The organism is Mammaliicoccus vitulinus (assembly GCF_029024305.1).
Classification (GTDB): Bacteria; Bacillota; Bacilli; order Staphylococcales; family Staphylococcaceae; genus Mammaliicoccus; species Mammaliicoccus vitulinus.
In genome coordinates this window covers 348003-365703 of the sequence record NZ_CP118974.1, presented here as the reverse complement: position 1 = coordinate 365703, position 17701 = coordinate 348003, and the positions used below count along the sequence as shown (strand labels likewise).

11 protein-coding genes and 1 pseudogene are annotated in these 17701 nt (G+C 35.9%); 6 read left to right on the top strand and 6 right to left on the bottom strand.

Features of this window, described 5'->3' with window-relative positions; genetic code table 11:
* Positions 1-265: 265 nt before the first annotated feature.
* The 4 genes and pseudogenes from PYW35_RS01665 to PYW35_RS01655 all read right to left on the bottom strand — a co-directional run bounded on the left by PYW35_RS01665 (position 266) and on the right by PYW35_RS01655 (position 10318).
* The gene (locus PYW35_RS01665; RefSeq protein WP_478212111.1) at positions 266-4912 is read right to left on the bottom strand and encodes a YPDG domain-containing protein; all 4647 of its coding nucleotides are present in this window, start codon (positions 4910-4912) and stop codon (positions 266-268) included.
* 509 nt (positions 4913-5421) lie between these two features.
* Positions 5422-5590: pseudogene (locus tag PYW35_RS13315) on the bottom strand (YSIRK-type signal peptide-containing protein); the annotation flags it as partial.
* A 1382-nt stretch (positions 5591-6972) separates the two neighbouring features.
* The gene (locus tag PYW35_RS01660) at positions 6973-8415 is read right to left on the bottom strand and encodes a 6-phospho-beta-glucosidase (RefSeq protein WP_103322903.1); all 1443 of its coding nucleotides are present in this window, start codon (positions 8413-8415) and stop codon (positions 6973-6975) included.
* Between the two features lie 13 nt (positions 8416-8428).
* Complete coding sequence (locus tag PYW35_RS01655) at positions 8429-10318, bottom strand: beta-glucoside-specific PTS transporter subunit IIABC (protein WP_103322904.1); 1890 nt, start codon at positions 10316-10318, stop codon at positions 8429-8431.
* A gap of 154 nt (positions 10319-10472) precedes the next feature.
* Here PYW35_RS01655 and PYW35_RS01650 point away from each other — a divergent pair, with 154 nt between their 5' ends.
* The 6 genes from PYW35_RS01650 to PYW35_RS01625 all read left to right on the top strand — a co-directional run bounded on the left by PYW35_RS01650 (position 10473) and on the right by PYW35_RS01625 (position 16269).
* Positions 10473-11174 carry a GntR family transcriptional regulator gene (locus PYW35_RS01650; RefSeq protein WP_103322905.1) on the top strand — a complete coding sequence of 234 codons (702 nt, stop codon included), beginning with the start codon at positions 10473-10475 and terminating at the stop codon, positions 11172-11174.
* A 205-nt stretch (positions 11175-11379) separates the two neighbouring features.
* Positions 11380-12015: an FMN-dependent NADH-azoreductase gene (locus PYW35_RS01645; protein ID WP_016913040.1), complete on the top strand. Its 636-nt coding sequence runs from the start codon at positions 11380-11382 to the stop codon at positions 12013-12015.
* Positions 12016-12406: 391 nt separating this feature from the next.
* Positions 12407-13255, top strand: a complete 849-nt coding sequence (gene ahlS / locus PYW35_RS01640) for an AhlS family quorum-quenching N-acyl homoserine lactonase (RefSeq protein ID WP_103322906.1) — start codon at positions 12407-12409, stop codon at positions 13253-13255.
* A gap of 26 nt (positions 13256-13281) precedes the next feature.
* On the top strand, positions 13282-14412 hold the full coding sequence (locus PYW35_RS01635; protein ID WP_103322907.1) for a zinc-dependent alcohol dehydrogenase family protein: 1131 nt from the start codon (positions 13282-13284) through the stop codon (positions 14410-14412).
* 166 nt (positions 14413-14578) lie between these two features.
* The gene (kynU, locus tag PYW35_RS01630; RefSeq protein WP_103322908.1) at positions 14579-15862 is read left to right on the top strand and encodes a kynureninase; all 1284 of its coding nucleotides are present in this window, start codon (positions 14579-14581) and stop codon (positions 15860-15862) included.
* A 29-nt stretch (positions 15863-15891) separates the two neighbouring features.
* Positions 15892-16269: a GtrA family protein gene (locus PYW35_RS01625; RefSeq protein ID WP_016913126.1), complete on the top strand. Its 378-nt coding sequence runs from the start codon at positions 15892-15894 to the stop codon at positions 16267-16269.
* Positions 16270-16530: 261 nt separating this feature from the next.
* On the opposite strand, the gene lrgB is transcribed toward PYW35_RS01625, so the two are convergent.
* Both lrgB and lrgA read right to left on the bottom strand, forming a co-directional pair.
* On the bottom strand, positions 16531-17232 hold the full coding sequence (lrgB, locus tag PYW35_RS01620) for an antiholin-like protein LrgB (RefSeq protein WP_016913076.1): 702 nt from the start codon (positions 17230-17232) through the stop codon (positions 16531-16533).
* A complete protein-coding gene (lrgA, locus tag PYW35_RS01615; protein ID WP_016913075.1) occupies positions 17229-17645 on the bottom strand; it encodes an antiholin-like murein hydrolase modulator LrgA in 417 nt (138 codons plus the stop codon). The genes lrgB and lrgA overlap by 4 nt, the downstream gene beginning before the upstream one ends.
* Between the last annotated feature and the right edge of the window lie 56 nt (positions 17646-17701).

The following is a 17701-nucleotide window of genomic DNA, read 5'->3' as shown; positions in this document are numbered from 1 at the left end:
TAAAGTACTTCGCTAAATCAACCCTAAGACTTAAGCCACATTTTTACATATAAAATTATTCTTTACTTTAAGCATTCTATCACGAGGCAAAGAAGAAGTTATTTTGAACATTTTAACTACTGCTTTTGATTCATTTGACGGAGGAGTGATTCTCACACTTTAACAATGGTGCATAAGAATGAATTCAATAGTCTATTTATTTATATTATAAAAAAGTGGTTAAGTCATATGACTTAACCACTTAACTGCTATTCAACTGAATATATTAGTTATTTTCATTGTGATTTCTTTTACGACGACCAAGTAGGAATAATGATCCTAATCCAGCAAGTAATCCACCGAATAAAGTAGTGTTAGTTAAAGGCTGTTCACCAGTATCCGGTAAACTTTGTTTGTTTTCACCTTTGCCATCGCGATCATCATTTATAGTAGCTGCTTTAGCAGTACCATTGCCGTCATTACTGTCTGAACCAGATCCAGGACCCATACTTACTTTTGAATCGCTGTCTGAATCTGAGTCGCTATCTGCGTCTGAATCGCTATCTACATCAGAGTCACTTTCTGAATCAGAGTCGCTGTCTGAATCTGAGTCGCTATCTGCGTCTGAATCGCTATCTACATCAGAGTCACTATCTACATCAGAGTCACTTTCTGAGTCTGAGTCGCTGTCTGAGTCTGAGTCGCTGTCTACGTCTGAGTCACTATCTACATCAGAGTCGCTATCTACGTCTAAGTCACTGTCTACGTCTGAATCGCTATCTACGTCTGAATCGCTATCTACGTCTGAATCACTATCTACATCAGAGTCGCTGTCTACATCAGAGTCACTTTCTGCGTCTGAGTCACTGTCTACGTCTGAGTCACTGTCTACGTCTGAGTCACTGTCTACGTCTGAGTCACTGTCTACGTCTGAGTCGCTATCTACATCAGAGTCGCTATCTGAGTCTGAATCGCTATCTACATCAGAATCACTATCTACGTCTGAGTCGCTATCTACATCAGAGTCGCTGTCTGAATCTGAGTCGCTGTCTACATCAGAGTCACTATCTACGTCTGAGTCGCTATCTACATCAGAGTCGCTATCTACATCAGAGTCGCTGTCTACATCTGAGTCACTATCTACGTCTGAGTCACTGTCTACATCAGAGTCGCTATCTACATCAGAGTCGCTATCTACATCAGAGTCGCTGTCTACGTCTGAGTCGCTGTCTACGTCTGAGTCGCTATCTACATCTGAGTCGCTGTCTGAATCTGAGTCGCTGTCTGAATCTGAGTCGCTATCTACATCTGAGTCACTATCTACATCTGAGTCGCTGTCTGAGTCTGAGTCACTGTCTACATCAGAGTCGCTATCTACATCAGAGTCACTTTCTACATCTGAGTCGCTATCTACATCTGAGTCGCTGTCTGAGTCTGAGTCGCTATCTACATCTGAGTCGCTTTCTACATCAGAGTCGCTGTCTGAGTCTGAGTCGCTATCTACGTCTGAATCGCTATCTACATCAGAGTCACTATCTACATCAGAGTCGCTATCTACGTCTGAGTCACTGTCTACGTCTGAATCGCTATCTACGTCTGAATCGCTATCTACGTCTGAATCGCTATCTACATCTGAGTCGCTGTCTGAGTCTGAGTCGCTTTCTACATCTGAGTCGCTTTCTACATCTGAGTCGCTGTCTGAGTCTGAGTCGCTGTCTACGTCTGAGTCGCTATCTACATCTGAGTCGCTTTCTACATCTGAGTCGCTTTCTACATCAGAGTCGCTGTCTGAGTCTGAGTCGCTATCTACGTCTGAATCGCTATCTACATCAGAGTCACTATCTACATCAGAGTCACTATCTACATCAGAGTCACTTTCTACATCAGAGTCACTTTCTACATCAGAGTCACTATCTACATCAGAGTCACTATCTACATCAGAGTCACTATCTACGTCTGAGTCACTGTCTACATCAGAGTCGCTGTCTGAATCTGAGTCACTATCTACATCTGAGTCGCTGTCTGAGTCTGAGTCGCTATCTACATCTGAGTCGCTATCTACATCAGAGTCGCTGTCTGAATCTGAGTCGCTATCTACATCAGAGTCGCTATCTACATCTGAGTCGCTGTCTGAGTCTGAGTCGCTATCTACATCTGAGTCGCTGTCTGAGTCTGAGTCGCTTTCTACATCTGAGTCGCTTTCTACATCAGAGTCGCTGTCTGAGTCTGAGTCGCTTTCTGAGTCTGAATCGCTGTCTACATCAGAGTCGCTGTCTACATCAGAGTCGCTATCTACATCAGAGTCGCTGTCTGAGTCTGAGTCGCTGTCTACGTCTGAGTCGCTATCTACATCTGAGTCGCTGTCTGAATCTGAGTCGCTGTCTGAATCTGAGTCGCTATCTACATCTGAGTCACTATCTACATCTGAGTCGCTGTCTGAGTCTGAGTCACTGTCTACATCAGAGTCGCTATCTACATCAGAGTCACTATCTACATCTGAGTCGCTATCTACATCTGAGTCGCTGTCTGAGTCTGAGTCGCTATCTACATCTGAGTCGCTGTCTGAGTCGCTATCTACATCTGAGTCGCTTTCTACATCAGAGTCGCTGTCTGAGTCTGAGTCGCTATCTACGTCTGAATCGCTATCTACATCAGAGTCACTATCTACATCAGAGTCGCTATCTACGTCTGAGTCACTGTCTACGTCTGAATCGCTATCTACGTCTGAATCGCTATCTACGTCTGAATCGCTATCTACGTCTGAATCGCTATCTACGTCTGAATCACTATCTACATCAGAGTCGCTGTCTACATCAGAGTCGCTATCTACATCAGAGTCACTTTCTGCGTCTGAGTCGCTATCTACGTCTGAATCGCTATCTACGTCTGAATCGCTATCTACGTCTGAATCACTATCTACATCAGAGTCGCTATCTGAGTCTGAATCGCTATCTACATCAGAGTCGCTATCTACATCAGAGTCGCTGTCTACATCTGAGTCACTGTCTACATCAGAGTCGCTATCTACATCTGAGTCACTATCTACATCAGAGTCACTATCTACATCAGAGTCACTATCTACATCAGAGTCACTATCTACATCAGAGTCACTATCTACGTCTGAGTCACTTTCTGAGTCTGAATCGCTATCTACATCAGAGTCGCTATCTACGTCTGAGTCATTGTCTACATCAGAGTCGCTACCTACGTCAGGATCGCTATCAGAATCAGAATCACTGTCTGAGTCACTATCTTCTTCAACCGTTACTTTTGATGGCACTTCTTCTGTTGATCCATCTGGATATGTCACTTTTACTGGTATATCTATTGAATCTCCTGGTTGGCTATTCGCCGGTGGCGTTACTGTTACCACACCTGTGTCTGGATCTACTTCAACTGTCCAGTCTTCTGGAATGTTACTGCCTTCTGGGATCTCAAATTTCGTATTTGGTGGTAAATCTTTATCTCCAGTTTGTTCGACATTTACAGGTTGACCTGGTTTTGTTGTGCCTTCTTCATATCCTGGGTCATTTTCATCTTTATAAGTTTTGTCTACTGTAACTCTGTTCGAGGTACTATCAGTCGAACCATCAGGATATGTTATTTCTATCGGAATTTCTACAACCGTTCCTGGGTTTATACCAATCGATGGAGTCGATGTAATTTCTCCAGTGTTTGGATTTATTGTAACCGTCCACCCTGAAGGTATACCTCCTTCTTTAATTTTGTATGTTGAATTCGGTGGAATTACTTTATTACTACTATCTGAAGGTGGTGGTGATGTAACTGAAATACCTGGTTTAGTATGATCACCTGGGTAAATTGGATCAAATATATCAGATGACAAAGTCTCTTTCGGTGCTGTAATTGCAATACCATCTAATTTCGTTCTCATTATTCCATAAGAATATCTATTTGGCATTTGACTTGAAGTAATTAAAAAATTATATTTTTTTGATTTATCAATACCCAATTCATCTGTTGTTGCTTGCCATGTTTTACCTGCATAAGTTGCAGTCATCATACCAGTTTTTGCATTGTAACTTAGAAGCACATCATTAAATCTTTGACCATGAAATTTACCATCGTAAATATTAGTTGCATTATCCGCATATATAATCTTATTAGCAGGTTTATCTTTAGTCCCTATCGCTGTTGTACCTACCTGTTTACTTGTTCCATCAGCAGTATTCGATACAAAAGTACCATAACCAATTTTAACTGCACCAATTTGATTTAAATTATTTGTTTTATCTTTATCCATTGGGTCAGCTACGCCTTGGATATTATTATAAGAAGTATCTATTTTAAATCCAGCTGAATTCACTAAACCTTTGTCTCTTAAAATGCCGCCTTGCTTTAAGAAATCAGCTCCAGTTCCTTCAGTAAAAATAAATCCCCAGCCATCTGAATTCGTTGTATTTGGTTGATTTGAATTAGCTACAGGCACTGTTATAACAAAGTCATTGTTAAAATCAATTTTGTTCTTATATTCTAAAGCACCCTTAGTCCCAGTATTTGTGTTAGTATTTTCATTTATTGCAGTAATAACACCTTCACCCGGAAACTCTTGTGGAAACTGCTTATGGGTTACATCTCCATAATAATTAAAATTATCAGTTCCATTATTAGTAACCATAATATTTTCAGCTTCTCTAACACTTCTCAATAATGAAATATTATTTGTATTTGCAGTTCTTGTATTAGTATTTATAGAACGGACTATAGCTTTTGGTTGGCTATCTTTTTCATTTGAACTTTCTTTCAATGCTTCGCTTAATACAAGTTTCTCGACATCATTATTTGTTAAATTAGAAATGTCTTTTGGTAATGCTTTTAAAAGTTCTGTTTTTTCTTTATCAGTTATTTCTTTTTTGTTATATATATCCTTTGCAACTGATTCTACTAAATCAACTTTTTCTTCTGTGCTCACTTCTTCTGTTGTTCTAGCTTCTGCTGCTTTTTCTTCTGTGCTCGCTTCTTCTGTTGTTCTAGCTTCTGCTGCTTTTTCTTCTGTGCTCGCTTCTTCTGTTGTTCTAGCTTCTGCTGCTTTTTCTTCTGTGCTCGCTTCTTCTGTTGTTCTAGCTTCTGCTGCTTTTTCTTCTGTGCTCGGCTCTTCTGTTGTTCTAGCTTCTGCTGCTTTTTCTTCTGTGCTCGCTTCTTCTGTTGTTCTAGCTTCTGCTGCTTTTTCTTCTGTGCTCGCTTCTTCTGTTGTATTAGCTCCTGCTGCTTTTTCTTCTGTGCTCGCTTCTACTGTTGTATTAGCTGCTGTTGCTTTTTCTTCTGTGCTCGCTTCTTCTGTTGTATTAGCTCCTGCTGCTTTTTCTTCTGTTGTTGGACTTTCCACACTATTTTCTTCTGTTAATGATGATTGTTGTTCACTTAATGGTTCTTCAGCTTGATTGACCTCATTATTATTTTTAGATTCACCTTGTATTGATGTACTATTTGCTGACTCATCAGCTTTAGCTTCATCACTCAAACCAAAAAGTAACGTTGCTCCAACTAAAATTGAAGCAGTACCGACAGTAAATTTTCTAATAGAGTACTTGTTCAGTTTATTAGAAATAAAATCTAATTTCCCCCGGTTTGATTTATGCTTTTTTTTCACTCTACATTCCTCCCATGTATTATCATTTATACCTTGATAAGTTTTATTTTTTGAGCACTTATCATAGGTTATTATACTTTGCAATTTTATATTAAACAATATTTAAATATTAAAGATAATATATATAAATATAGTTTGTATTGTACAACGTTGTAATTAACGATTAATATAAAATACTATATATCCTAGAAATATGCATATTTTTAAACTTTTTTTATTAATTTTATAATTCACTTTTAAATGAACACGACAATCTCGACTAATCAAATCAACATTATTACTATTCAAATATTTAATATGCATTAATGTATATCCAATTAATTTCAATTTATACTATAAAAATGAAGTGGACATTAACATCCAAAATTAACTTAAAAAAGCGCAAATTCTTTAAAAATAAGAATTTGCGCTCTTTTTACTATAATTATAAAATATTTGATAGCGATTAAAGCTAAACCAATTTATTCACTTTAGATTCCACTTGGATTTTCTCCTCACAATTTTACAAAGTGCTAACGCTTGAGGAAATCGTATGAGAGACTACAGGATTGAATCATACCCCTATTCAAGCATGAACTTTCGAAATCGTAAGGTTTTCAAACATAAAAATATTTCTTCACTAGGCGATAATCTAATGAAGAAATATTTTAGATTATCGGAAAAGTCACTTAACGTGAACTTGTTAGCAGTCTTTTTTCGTTGAGTTCCAATTAAAACTTTGAGTCCAGCATTCTATTTGAATAAGATGGTTGTTAATCTTAGACATTGTATGTTTTCGGGTTAGGAATGGTAGAATCTTAGACTATGACCGGTCATGGATTAATGAAAATATAAGTTAATAATGTACACTTTTGATTGTTTAAGTACGTACAAAAATCTATTGGATTAACTCAATACTTAACTCATGACTTGCGCTATGTCTTGGATTAACTCCTGACTTAACTCACGACTTGCGCTATGTCTTGGATTAACTCAATACTTAACTCACGACTTGGGCCATGTCTTGGATTAACTCAATACTTAACTCACGACTTACGCTATGTCTTGGATTAACTCAATACTTAACTCACGACTTGCGCCATGTCTTGGATTAACTCCTGACTTAACTCACGACTTACGCCATGTCTTGGATTAACTCAATACTTAACTCACGACTTACGCTATGTCTTGGATTAACTCAATACTTAACTCACGACTTGCGCCATGTCTTGGATTAACTCCTGACTTAACTCACGACTCAGGTCATAACTGTACTAAACCCAAAAAACAAACCAAACGTTTGTCCTCGTTTGGTTTGTCAACTATCTAAAATGAGGCTGAGACATAAATTTTCAACTTCTTATTTGAGACTGAATATTTATGTCCCGCACTTTTTGATTATTTTATTTTAATTCTTCACCATTTGTATCGATTACATTTTTATACCAGTAGAATGAGTTTTTCTTAGTTCTTTTCAGTGTTCCCTTGCCTTCGTTATCTCGGTCTACGTGAATTAAACCATATCGTTTTTTCATTTCGCCTGTTGTGAATGATACGATATCAATCACGCCCCATGGTGTATAACCCATTAGTTCTACGCCATCTTCGTCTACCGCTTCGATTGATGCATTGATATGTTCTCTTAAATAATCAATTCTTTCTTGATCGTCTATTGTTCCGTCTTCTTTAAATTCGTCTGTTGTTCCGAATCCATTTTCTACGATGAATAGTGGTAATTGATAGCGATTATACAATGCGTTTAATGTATATCTAAGACCTACTGGATCGATTGCCCATCCCCATTGACTCACTTTAATATATGGATTAGCAACTGAATTTGATAATCCTCCGTTTACAATGTTATCTTCAACACTTTGTTGTGCATCGTGTTTAACCACTGTAGACATGTAATAACTAAATCCAATATAATCTACAGTTCCATTTTTCAAGATTTCGTCATCGCCTTCTTGCCACTTAATGTCGTATCCTTTTTTCTCAAACATTTTAAGTGCATAACCTGGGTAATAACCTCTTACTTGAACGTCTGGGAAGAAATATCTTAGACGACTTGCAATTTCCGCTTCTAAAATATCTTTAGGATTACATGAATATGGATAAATCGGCACGTGTGAAATCATGTTTCCAATTACAAAGTTAGGATTGATTGCTTTACCTTTTGTAACAGCAAGTGCACTTGCGATTAATTCATTATGTGCGACTTGATACAATACCTCTTCTGCATCTTCATCTTCTGACAATGTGACGCCTGAGTTCGTCCATAAGAATAGTGGATTACTTGTATCCATTTGGTTATTGATTTCATTAAATGTCATCCAATATTTAACTTTATCTTTATAACGATTGAATACTGTTTCTGCAAAATGTACAAAGAAATCTACAACTTTACGATTTCTGAAACCGCCATATTCACGTGCTAAATGTAAAGGCATTTCGAAGTGTGACAATGTTAATACGGGTTCTATATTGTATTTTAATAACTCGTCAATTATGTCATCATAGAATTTCAAACCTTCTTCGTTTGGCTCTGTTTCATCTCCATTTGGAAAAATACGTGTCCAAGCGATTGAAGTACGTAAACATTTCAATCCCATTTCATTGAATAAACCGATGTCTTCTTTATATCTATTATAAAAATCTATACCTTCATGGTTTGGATAGAACTTGTCTGCTTCAATTGTTTCTGTAATTTCTCTCGCTTTTCCATGTTCACCAGCTGTCATAACATCATGGACGCTTAATCCTTTTCCACCTTGATCATATCCACCTTCGAATTGGTTAGCAGCTAATGCGCCACCCCATAAAAAGTCTTTATTTAATTTAGCCATGTTAAAATCTCCTTTATATTTTAATGATATTTAAAATCACATCACCTTTGTTAGATGTTGATGCAGTTACTGGTATAACTTCACTGAATTCTGCACTGTTCGTTACTATAATCGGCGTAATCGTGTTATATCCCTGTTCTTCTAATGATGTTTTTTCGAATTTGATTAAAGGCGTTCCAGCAGATAATGTATCGCCTTCTAATACTAATACTTCAAATCCTTCACCATTAAGCTCTACAGTTTCTAAACCAATATGAATTAATATTTCAGCCCCATCTAATGTATTAATACCAATCGCGTGTTTCGATGGTGCAATCATGGTTACTTTTCCTTCTACCGGACTATAAATGATACTCTCATCAGGTTCTATTGCTATACCTTTACCCATTAAACCTTCTGAAAATACTGGATCTGGCACTTTTTCAAGCTGAACAATATTTCCTGATACAGGTGAAGCAATTTCTATTTCTAATTTCTCATTAGGAATGATTACATCTGATTGATTAGGATCAGCATTTTCTACTTGTTCAGTTGTATCTTCACCATAACCAAAAATTTGAATTAAAATGATTGGTAAGATGATCCCAATCGCAGTACCGATTAAAATACCCCAAATTGACGATGTATTGTCTGCATTATAGCCATTTACAATTGTTAGTGGACCTGGCAATCCTGCATAAGCATAATATTTAGGGTTGAAGAAACTAGCAACAAATGCGCCAATTGCACCACTGATACATGCAATAATGAATGGCTTTTTAAATCTTAAGTTCACACCGTATATTGCTGGTTCTGTGATACCAAAAATACCTGTAATCCCTGCAGATGATGACACTCTTTTAACTTCTTGGCTCTTAGCTTTAATAAGCACACCTACTACTGCACCAACTTGAGCGATAACGGCAATCGTTTGGTAAGCTTGGAATGAGTCACTTCCATGTTGTTCAAAGTTTGCGAGGACGACTGGTGTGATACCCCAATGTACACCAAATATGACAAACACTTGCCATAAGCCACCGATAATTGCGCCTGCTAACCAAGGTGCAACTTCTACAAGTGAATTGTATCCATTTGCTATTCCATGTGCTGCCAATGTTGAAATTGGACCAATCACTAATAATGTCACTGGTACCATAATAATGATAGATAAGAATGGTACAAACAGTGGTCTTACAACTTCATGAATTGTCTTGTTTAAGAATTTTTCTAAGTAAGATAAAATCCAAACGAGTAATAATGGAGGTAAAACTGAAGATGTGTATACTGTTTCAGTTAAAGGCATACCGAATAATCTAACTGTTTCTCCATCTCCAATTCTATCTAGTATTGCAGTAAAATCCGGACTCACTAATGCTGCTGAACAAGCGATAGCGATATACATATTTACATTAAAATGTTTTGCTGCTGTAATCGCAATAAAAATTGGTAAGAATGTGAACGGTGCCCAAGATATAAAATTGAACACTTCATAAGTTCCCGTTTTAGCAAATGAAGGTACAATTAAATTAATTAATATGAGTAAACCTTGTAAAATACCTGCAGCTGCTAAAATATAAATGAATGGTGCAAATACTGCTGACATGGTAGCAATAATTCTGTTTAATACGCTTCCTTTGTTTTCTGATTCATTTTGATTTTGGCCCTGATTCGAACCGCCAATCAATTCATCAAACGACTTATGAACTTCTCCTACATTATGCCCGATAACAACTTGGAATTGTCCATTATTTTCAACAACTGTGACTACACCATCAATTTTCTTTACTTTTTCTTTTGCAGTTGGGTCTGATCTTTTTAACACTAGTCTTAAGCGTGTCGCACAATGAGTACTTTTAACAATATTCTCTTCCCCGCCTATGACCTCAAGAATTTCTTTCGCTATTCTTTCATTCTTATTCGCCATAATTCCACCTCGATTATCTCGTTTTCTATTTTGTATACACTTACATTATAATTATACCGATACAATTTGTAAAGATAGATATAAATTTATATAGTACTATTAATTTAACAAATGCTATAATGTAAGTATTATCAAGAAAAAAGTGGGGTTTAATATGCTTAAGTACGAGTTAATCGCAGAACGTATAGAAGCGTTAATAGAGAATGGACAATATGAAGCTGGAGACAAATTACCTAGTGTAGAAATATTGAGAGCTGAATTTAATGTTAGTAAGAGTACAATTATCAATGCTTTAAAAAATCTTGAAAAAGAAGGCTTGATATATCAAGCAAGAGGAAGCGGTATATATGTCAGAAACCCTAAAAGAGATGGTTTCTTAAATTTATTTACTGCAGATGGATTTTCAGATGATTTAAAAGGTCATGAAGTTACAAGTAAAGTCTTGAAAGTGACCGAAATGAAACCTGAAGAATATATTAAAAATCAATTAAAATTAAAAGATAATGAATCCGTATACTATGTAGAACGTATTAGATATGTAGATAGCAAAGTGTTTTGTATAGAAACATCTTATTTCAGTAAAAATGTAGTACTTTATATGAATGAAGAAATCGCTAACGGCTCTATATTTGATTACATAGAAAACAATTTAAAAGTCAAAGTCGGTTTCACAGATATTTATTTCAAAATCGAAAAATTATCTCAAGAAAATGCCCAACACTTAGAATTAAAAGAAGGCGATCCCTCATTAGAATATGAACAAATATTCTATACAAGTACTGGCATACCGTTTGACTATTCTAAAATCATTTTCCATTACGAAAACTCACAATTCTATATACCGTCCATTAAGTAAAAATTGTTTGGGACATAAAGATACATGCTCAAAATAAAAGATCTCTTCATTAGGTTATCGCCTAGTGAAGAGATCTTTTTAAATTTTACGATTTCGAAAGTGTAATATCCCCACTTTTTCATGAGCATTCCTATTGATTTAACATCTTTTCTAAGTATAATAATTATAGTTAGTTTAATTTTTATTATAGAGAGGAAATTTTATTATGTCACAAGTATTATTTATTACTGCTCATCCACATGATGAGACTGTTTCATTTTCAATGGCAACAGCTAAAGCATTTATCGAAAGTTATAAAGCTACAAATCCTAACGATGAAGTCGTTCATATTGATTTATATAATTCATACATTCCACAAATTGATGCTGATGTGTTTGCAGGTTGGGGTAAATTACAATCAGGAGAAGCATTTGACGCACTATCTGAAGGCGAACAAGGTAAAGTACGTCGTCTTAACGAATTAAGTGATCAATTTGTTAATGCTGATAAATATGTGTTCGTAACACCATTCTGGAACTTCTCATTCCCTCCAGTAATGAAAGCATATTTAGATTCAGTATCTGTAGCAGGTAAAACTTTCAAATATACTGCTGAAGGTCCAGTTGGTTTATTACCAGATAAAAAAGCACTTCATATACAAGCACGCGGTGGATATTACAGTGAAGGCCCAGCAGCTGATTTAGAAATGGGTCACCGTTATATCGGACAAATGATGAGTTTTTATGGCATTACTGATTTCGAAGGATTAATCGTAGAAGGACACAATGCTAATCCAGAAAAAGCAGAAGAAATTAAAGCAGATGGTATAGAACGTGCTATAGCTTTAGGACAAACATTCTAATATTATTTATATTTTTTAGAGGCTAAGACAAATTAATTTGTCTTAGCCTTTATTTTTATATTGTCTGTAATAGTCGGCATAGAAAGTCAGTATGTTGCAAGACTCGCCAAACAAGCTACATAGAAAGCCTCTATGTTGCAAGACTTATCAAACAAGCAACATAGAACGCCTGTATATTGCAAGACTCACCAAACAAGCTACATAGAACGTCTGTATGTTGCAAGACTTACCAAACAAGCAACATTCAGACCCCGCTTCCGCCACAAGCAGCATGTCGGATAAATAAATCTTTTAAATTTAATTCCTATCGAACTCTTTTATTCATTTTATTTGTCATCGTAAACGTTTACACATACAATGTAAATATACACTAAATGTGAGGTGATGAGTTATGGTAAATGTAAATAACCAAGGAATAAAACTTTATGTATTAGACAATGGACGTATGAAAATGGACAAAAACTTAATGATTGCTGGTTCGAATCAAGCCACTTTAGACAATCCAAATGCTCCAAACGAAATGTTTGAATTCCCTATTTATACTGTATTTATCGATCATCCTGAAGCAAAAATTTTATTCGATACAGCTTGTAACCCAAATTCTATGGGAGATAACGGAAGATGGATTAATCAGACACAAAAAGCATTTCCGTACACTGCTGATGAGTCTTGCTATTTACCTAACAGACTTGAACAAATTAATGTTGATCCAAGTGAGGTAGATTATGTTGTGGCATCACATTTACATCTAGACCATGCTGGTTGTCTTGAATATTTTACAAATGCTACTGTAATCGTTCATGATGACGAACTCAATGGTACGATGCAAACCTATGCTCGCAATCAAAAGGCTGGTGCCTATATTTGGGCGGATATTGATGCCTGGATAAAAAATGACTTAACTTGGAAAACGATTAAACCATATGAAGATAATTTAGAAATTGTTCAAGGTGTCAAAGTACTTAACTTTGGAAGCGGCCACGCATGGGGAATGATTGGTCTTGAAGTAGAAACTCAAGAACTTGGAACACTCATTTTAGCTTCTGATGCTATTTACACTCAAGAAAGTATGGGAGACATTTTAAAACCACCTGGCATTTTATATGATTCTGTCGGATGGGCAAAATCAGTCGAAAAAATTAAACGATTAGCAAAAGAAAAGAATGCTCAAATTTGGTTTGGTCATGATGGAGATCAATTTGAAGGATTCAGAAAATCTACAGATGGATATTATGAATAAGGACAAATATTGAGGAGTGTTAATTGATGAAGACGAGAGCTGCTGTATTACATGAAATGGGTTTATCAAGTCCTTATGCAGAGAGTAAACCTTTAAAAATAGAAACACTTGAATTAAACAAACCTAACCAAAATGAAGTACTCATTAAAATTGGTGCTGCTGGTTTATGCCATTCAGATTTATCTGTTATTAATGGAAGTAGACCGAGACCAACTCCTATGGCGCTTGGACATGAAGCTGCTGGTGAAATTATTGAAGTCGGCGATAATGTAACAGACTTCGAAGTTGGCGATCACGTCGTTTGTACATTTATTCCAAGCTGTGGTCATTGTTTACCTTGTAGTGAAGGTCGTCCTGCCCTTTGTGAAAATGGTGCTGCTTCAAATGAAAAAGGTGAACTACTTGAGGGTGGAAAGAGACTACATAACGAAGCAGACAACATGTATCACCACTTAGGTATCTCAGGATTTGCTGATTATGCTGTAGTATCACAACATTCAATTGTAAAAGTCGATAAAGACATTCCTTTTGAAAAAGTAGCCATATTCGGTTGCGCAGTTATTACAGGAATTGGTGCAGTTATTAATACGGCTCAAGTTAAGCCAGGTAGTTCAGTTGCCGTTGTAGGTCTAGGTGGAATTGGTCTAAACGCCATTTTAGGCGCTAAATTAGCTGGAGCTGGCGAAATCATTGCAATAGATATTAATCCTAATAAATTTGAATTAGCTAAAAAGCTAGGTGCTACTGCTACATTTAATTCAGGAGATGAAGACATCGTTGAACAAATTAAAAATTATGTTGATGGCGGTGTAGAGTATGCTTTTGAAACAGCAGGTGTAGTTCCAGCTATGGAAGTTGCGTATAAAATAACAAAGCGTGGTGGCTCAACCATAACAACAGGATTACCAGATCCAAAACATGAATTCTCTTTTCCACAAGTTACATTAGCTGCTGAAGAAAGAACAATTAAAGGTTCTTATGTAGGAAGTTGTGTACCTGTAAGAGATATACCGAGATTTATTGCACTATATAAACAAGGACGTTTAGATATTGATGAATTACTTACGGACACATTATCATTAGATGAAATCAACGAAGGCTTTGATCGCTTAGCAAAAGGTGACGCAGCGAGATTAGTTGTTAAAATGAATGATTAAAATTTTTAATAGAGTCTGGGACATAAATCCCAACTGAAAATAAATCACCCAATCCATTGGAATCATTTTCGGATTGGGTGATTTTATTTTATCTTTGTTACTTTTGTTATGAAAGTATACAATTATAGTTAAAGAATGATTCATTATTTTAAAGGGGATGAAATTTATGGATACTGCATTTAACACAACGAAAGAGTTTGCTGAGGCTCTAGATAAGGCAGATGTTTTACATCATGTGCGTGATCGTTTTTACATACAACCTCATGAAATATACATGGATGGTAATTCTTTAGGTCTTGCTTCTAAAGATGCTGAAGCTTCATTACTAAATGCTCTAGAAGTGTGGAAAAAGGAAGGCATTAAGATTTGGAATATTGAAGATAGCAAATACTACCATTATTCTAAACACATCGCTTCACAAATGGCACCGTTAATTGGTGTTGAATCAGATGAAGTGGTTATAGTTGGTAGTACCACTTCAAATATTCATCAAGCTTTAAGTACCTTTTACGAGCCTACCGATAAAAAATATAAAATATTAGTCGACGATTTAAACTTTCCTACTGATCGTTATGCGGTTGATAGTCAAGTACGTCAAAAAGGTTTAGATCCTAAAAATGCTGTTAAAGTCGTCAAAAGTTCAGACGGTGTATTTATTGATGAAGATGCGATTATTGAAGCTATGACAGATGATGTTGCACTTATTCTATTGCCTACTGTACTTTATCGAAGTGCACAAGTACTAGATATGAAAAAATTAACAATGGCGGCTAAAGAACGCGACATCATAATCGGTTGGGATTTATGTCATGCTATCGGGGCAATTGAGATGGATCTCACACAAATTGATGCTGATTTTGCAGTATGGTGCACGTATAAATATTTATCAGGCGGTCCAGGTGCTACAGCAGGATTGTATATTAATAAAAGACACTTCAATCGAAATCCTGGTACAGCTGGATGGTTTGGTAACAAAGACGAAACACAATTCCAGCTTAATCACACTTTCGAACATCAACCTGATGCATCCGGTTGGCAAGTTGGTACGCCTAACATTCTTTCTATGGCACCACTTGAAGGTGTACTTAATATTTTCAACGAAATTGGTATGCATGCTATTAGAAATAAATCTTTACATATCACTGCATATTTAATGTACCTTATTGATGAAAAACTGTCCGACTATGGCTATTCAGTTGGTAATTTACGTGACGATTTCAAACGTGGTGGCCATGTTTGTTTAGTTCACAATGAAGCGTATCGAATCAGTCTCGCACTTAAAGACAAAGGGGTTATACCTGATTTTAGAGAGCCAAACGTCATTCGATTAGCACCCATTGCTTTATACACTTCATATGAAGAAGTCTATAAAGTCGTTGAAATCTTAGAAGAAATTGCACAAGACCATTTATATGAACAGTATAGTAACAAGCGTGGACTTGTCGTATAAAGAATCAAGTTTTATAAAGGAGCAACAACATGTACAAGAAATACGGAGAGATTTTTCGGTTTATTATCGTTGGTGGCATTAATACAATCAACTATTACTGGGTATACTTACTATTGCTGAAAGTTTTAGATATTAACTATTTAGTAAGTCATATTTCAGGATTTATCATCAGCTTTATTATATCTTTTTATCTAAATTGTTATTTTGTATATCATGTACAACCGACAATTAAGAAATTCGTTCAGTTCCCTATTACACAAGTTGTGAATATGGGTTTGCAAACTTTATTATTATATATATTTGTACAGTGGCTACATTTGAATGAAACATTCGCACCATTTATTGGCCTCGTTATCACCATACCTATTACTTTTATATTGTCTAAGTGGATTTTAGTAGGTAAATAAAGCCGTTGAATTTATCAAGTCAAGGCTCACATGATAAATAGCAAAAAATATTTATATCTTTCCTCCACGATTTTGTAAAGTGCTGACGCCCGGGGGAATAGTATGAGTGAGAGACTACAGGCTCGAGCCATACCCCTAGGCAAGCATGCACTTTCAAAATCGTGAGAGTTTAAAACAAGAAAATTTCTTCACTAGGCGAGACCTAATGAAGAGATTTTTTATTTTGAGTATAGGTACTTATATCCCTTACTCACTATTTTGCTACAACAAGAACATAACGAAGAATGGTACAACTGCTACAACTACGACTCCTACTAGAACGAGTGAAATACTTGCCATAGATTCTTCTACTTCACCGAGTTCTTTCGCTGCTGCTACACCTAATGTATGTCCACTTGTACCTAATGCCAGTCCTCTTGCGATAGGATTTGTGATGTTAAATAATTTCAATAATTTATTACCTAGTGCCATAATAATTACTGCGTTTAAAATAACTGCTAATGATGTTAATTCTTTAATACCTGATATGCCTTCTGAAACTGGTAATGCGATAGCTGTTGTCGCAGCTTGAGGTAACATAGATGCGATAATATCATCACCAAATTGGAATGATTTGGCCACAATATAAATGATGACTAATGCTGCTACTGTACCTACTGCAATACCACCCATAATATGGTGCCAATGCTTTTTCAATATTTCACGCTTTTTATACAAAGGAATTGCGAAACATATTGTTGCTGGTTCTAGGAAGAAATTAATAATATCTCCACCAATTTTATAATTTTCATATGGTATGCCTGTAGCTTTTAAGAATACGATACCACCTACCATGCTGAAAAATAATGGCGCAAATAAGAAAAATCCTTTTGAACGTTTAAATAAATATGTACCGATTAAGAACAGTCCTACTGATAATCCGATACCAAAATATGGTGTATTGACCCCTAAATGTTCCATCATGCGTAATCACCTGCCACACCTTTATGTTTAATATCTTTCGTACTTTTAGCTGTTTTTTCACTCGGTTTAATAATCATTTGTGAAAATATGCCTGTACATACGAGTAATAAAATTGTTGAAATGATGATCAATAATATGATGAGTATTGGACTAGTACTTAATACGCCTAATGAATTAATAACTGAAATACCAGCTGGTACGAAGAGGAATCCAATATTATTTGTTAATGCTGTGCCGACCGCTTCTACTTGTTCTAATTTTACGATTCCTGTTGTTAATGCGACAAACATCAATACTAAGCCAATTACTGATGCTGGCATTGGTATTGGCATGAAGCTTTCTATTACATGAGATATCAATAATATAATTGATATGGTTAATACTTGGTGAAAGAAGTTATTTACTTTTTTCATTTTGACAACCTCCCGAATTAATCTGTTAAGGTTATCTTATTATGAAAATAATTAAA

Excerpts from the sequence above, each read along its gene's own strand:
- PYW35_RS01660 (WP_103322903.1), bottom strand. The coding sequence starts at position 8,415 with ATGGCTAAATTAAATAAAGACTTTTTATGGGGTGGCGCATTAGCTGCT.
- PYW35_RS01655 (WP_103322904.1), bottom strand. The coding sequence starts at position 10,318 with ATGGCGAATAAGAATGAAAGAATAGCGAAAGAAATTCTTGAGGTCATA.
- PYW35_RS01625 (WP_016913126.1), top strand. The coding sequence starts at position 15,892 with ATGTACAAGAAATACGGAGAGATTTTTCGGTTTATTATCGTTGGTGGC.
- kynU (WP_103322908.1), top strand. The coding sequence starts at position 14,579 with ATGGATACTGCATTTAACACAACGAAAGAGTTTGCTGAGGCTCTAGAT.
- PYW35_RS01635 (WP_103322907.1), top strand. The coding sequence starts at position 13,282 with ATGAAGACGAGAGCTGCTGTATTACATGAAATGGGTTTATCAAGTCCT.
- PYW35_RS01650 (WP_103322905.1), top strand. The coding sequence starts at position 10,473 with ATGCTTAAGTACGAGTTAATCGCAGAACGTATAGAAGCGTTAATAGAG.
- lrgB (WP_016913076.1), bottom strand. The coding sequence starts at position 17,232 with ATGATGGAACATTTAGGGGTCAATACACCATATTTTGGTATCGGATTA.
- ahlS (WP_103322906.1), top strand. The coding sequence starts at position 12,407 with ATGGTAAATGTAAATAACCAAGGAATAAAACTTTATGTATTAGACAAT.
- lrgA (WP_016913075.1), bottom strand. The coding sequence starts at position 17,645 with ATGAAAAAAGTAAATAACTTCTTTCACCAAGTATTAACCATATCAATT.
- PYW35_RS01645 (WP_016913040.1), top strand. The coding sequence starts at position 11,380 with ATGTCACAAGTATTATTTATTACTGCTCATCCACATGATGAGACTGTT.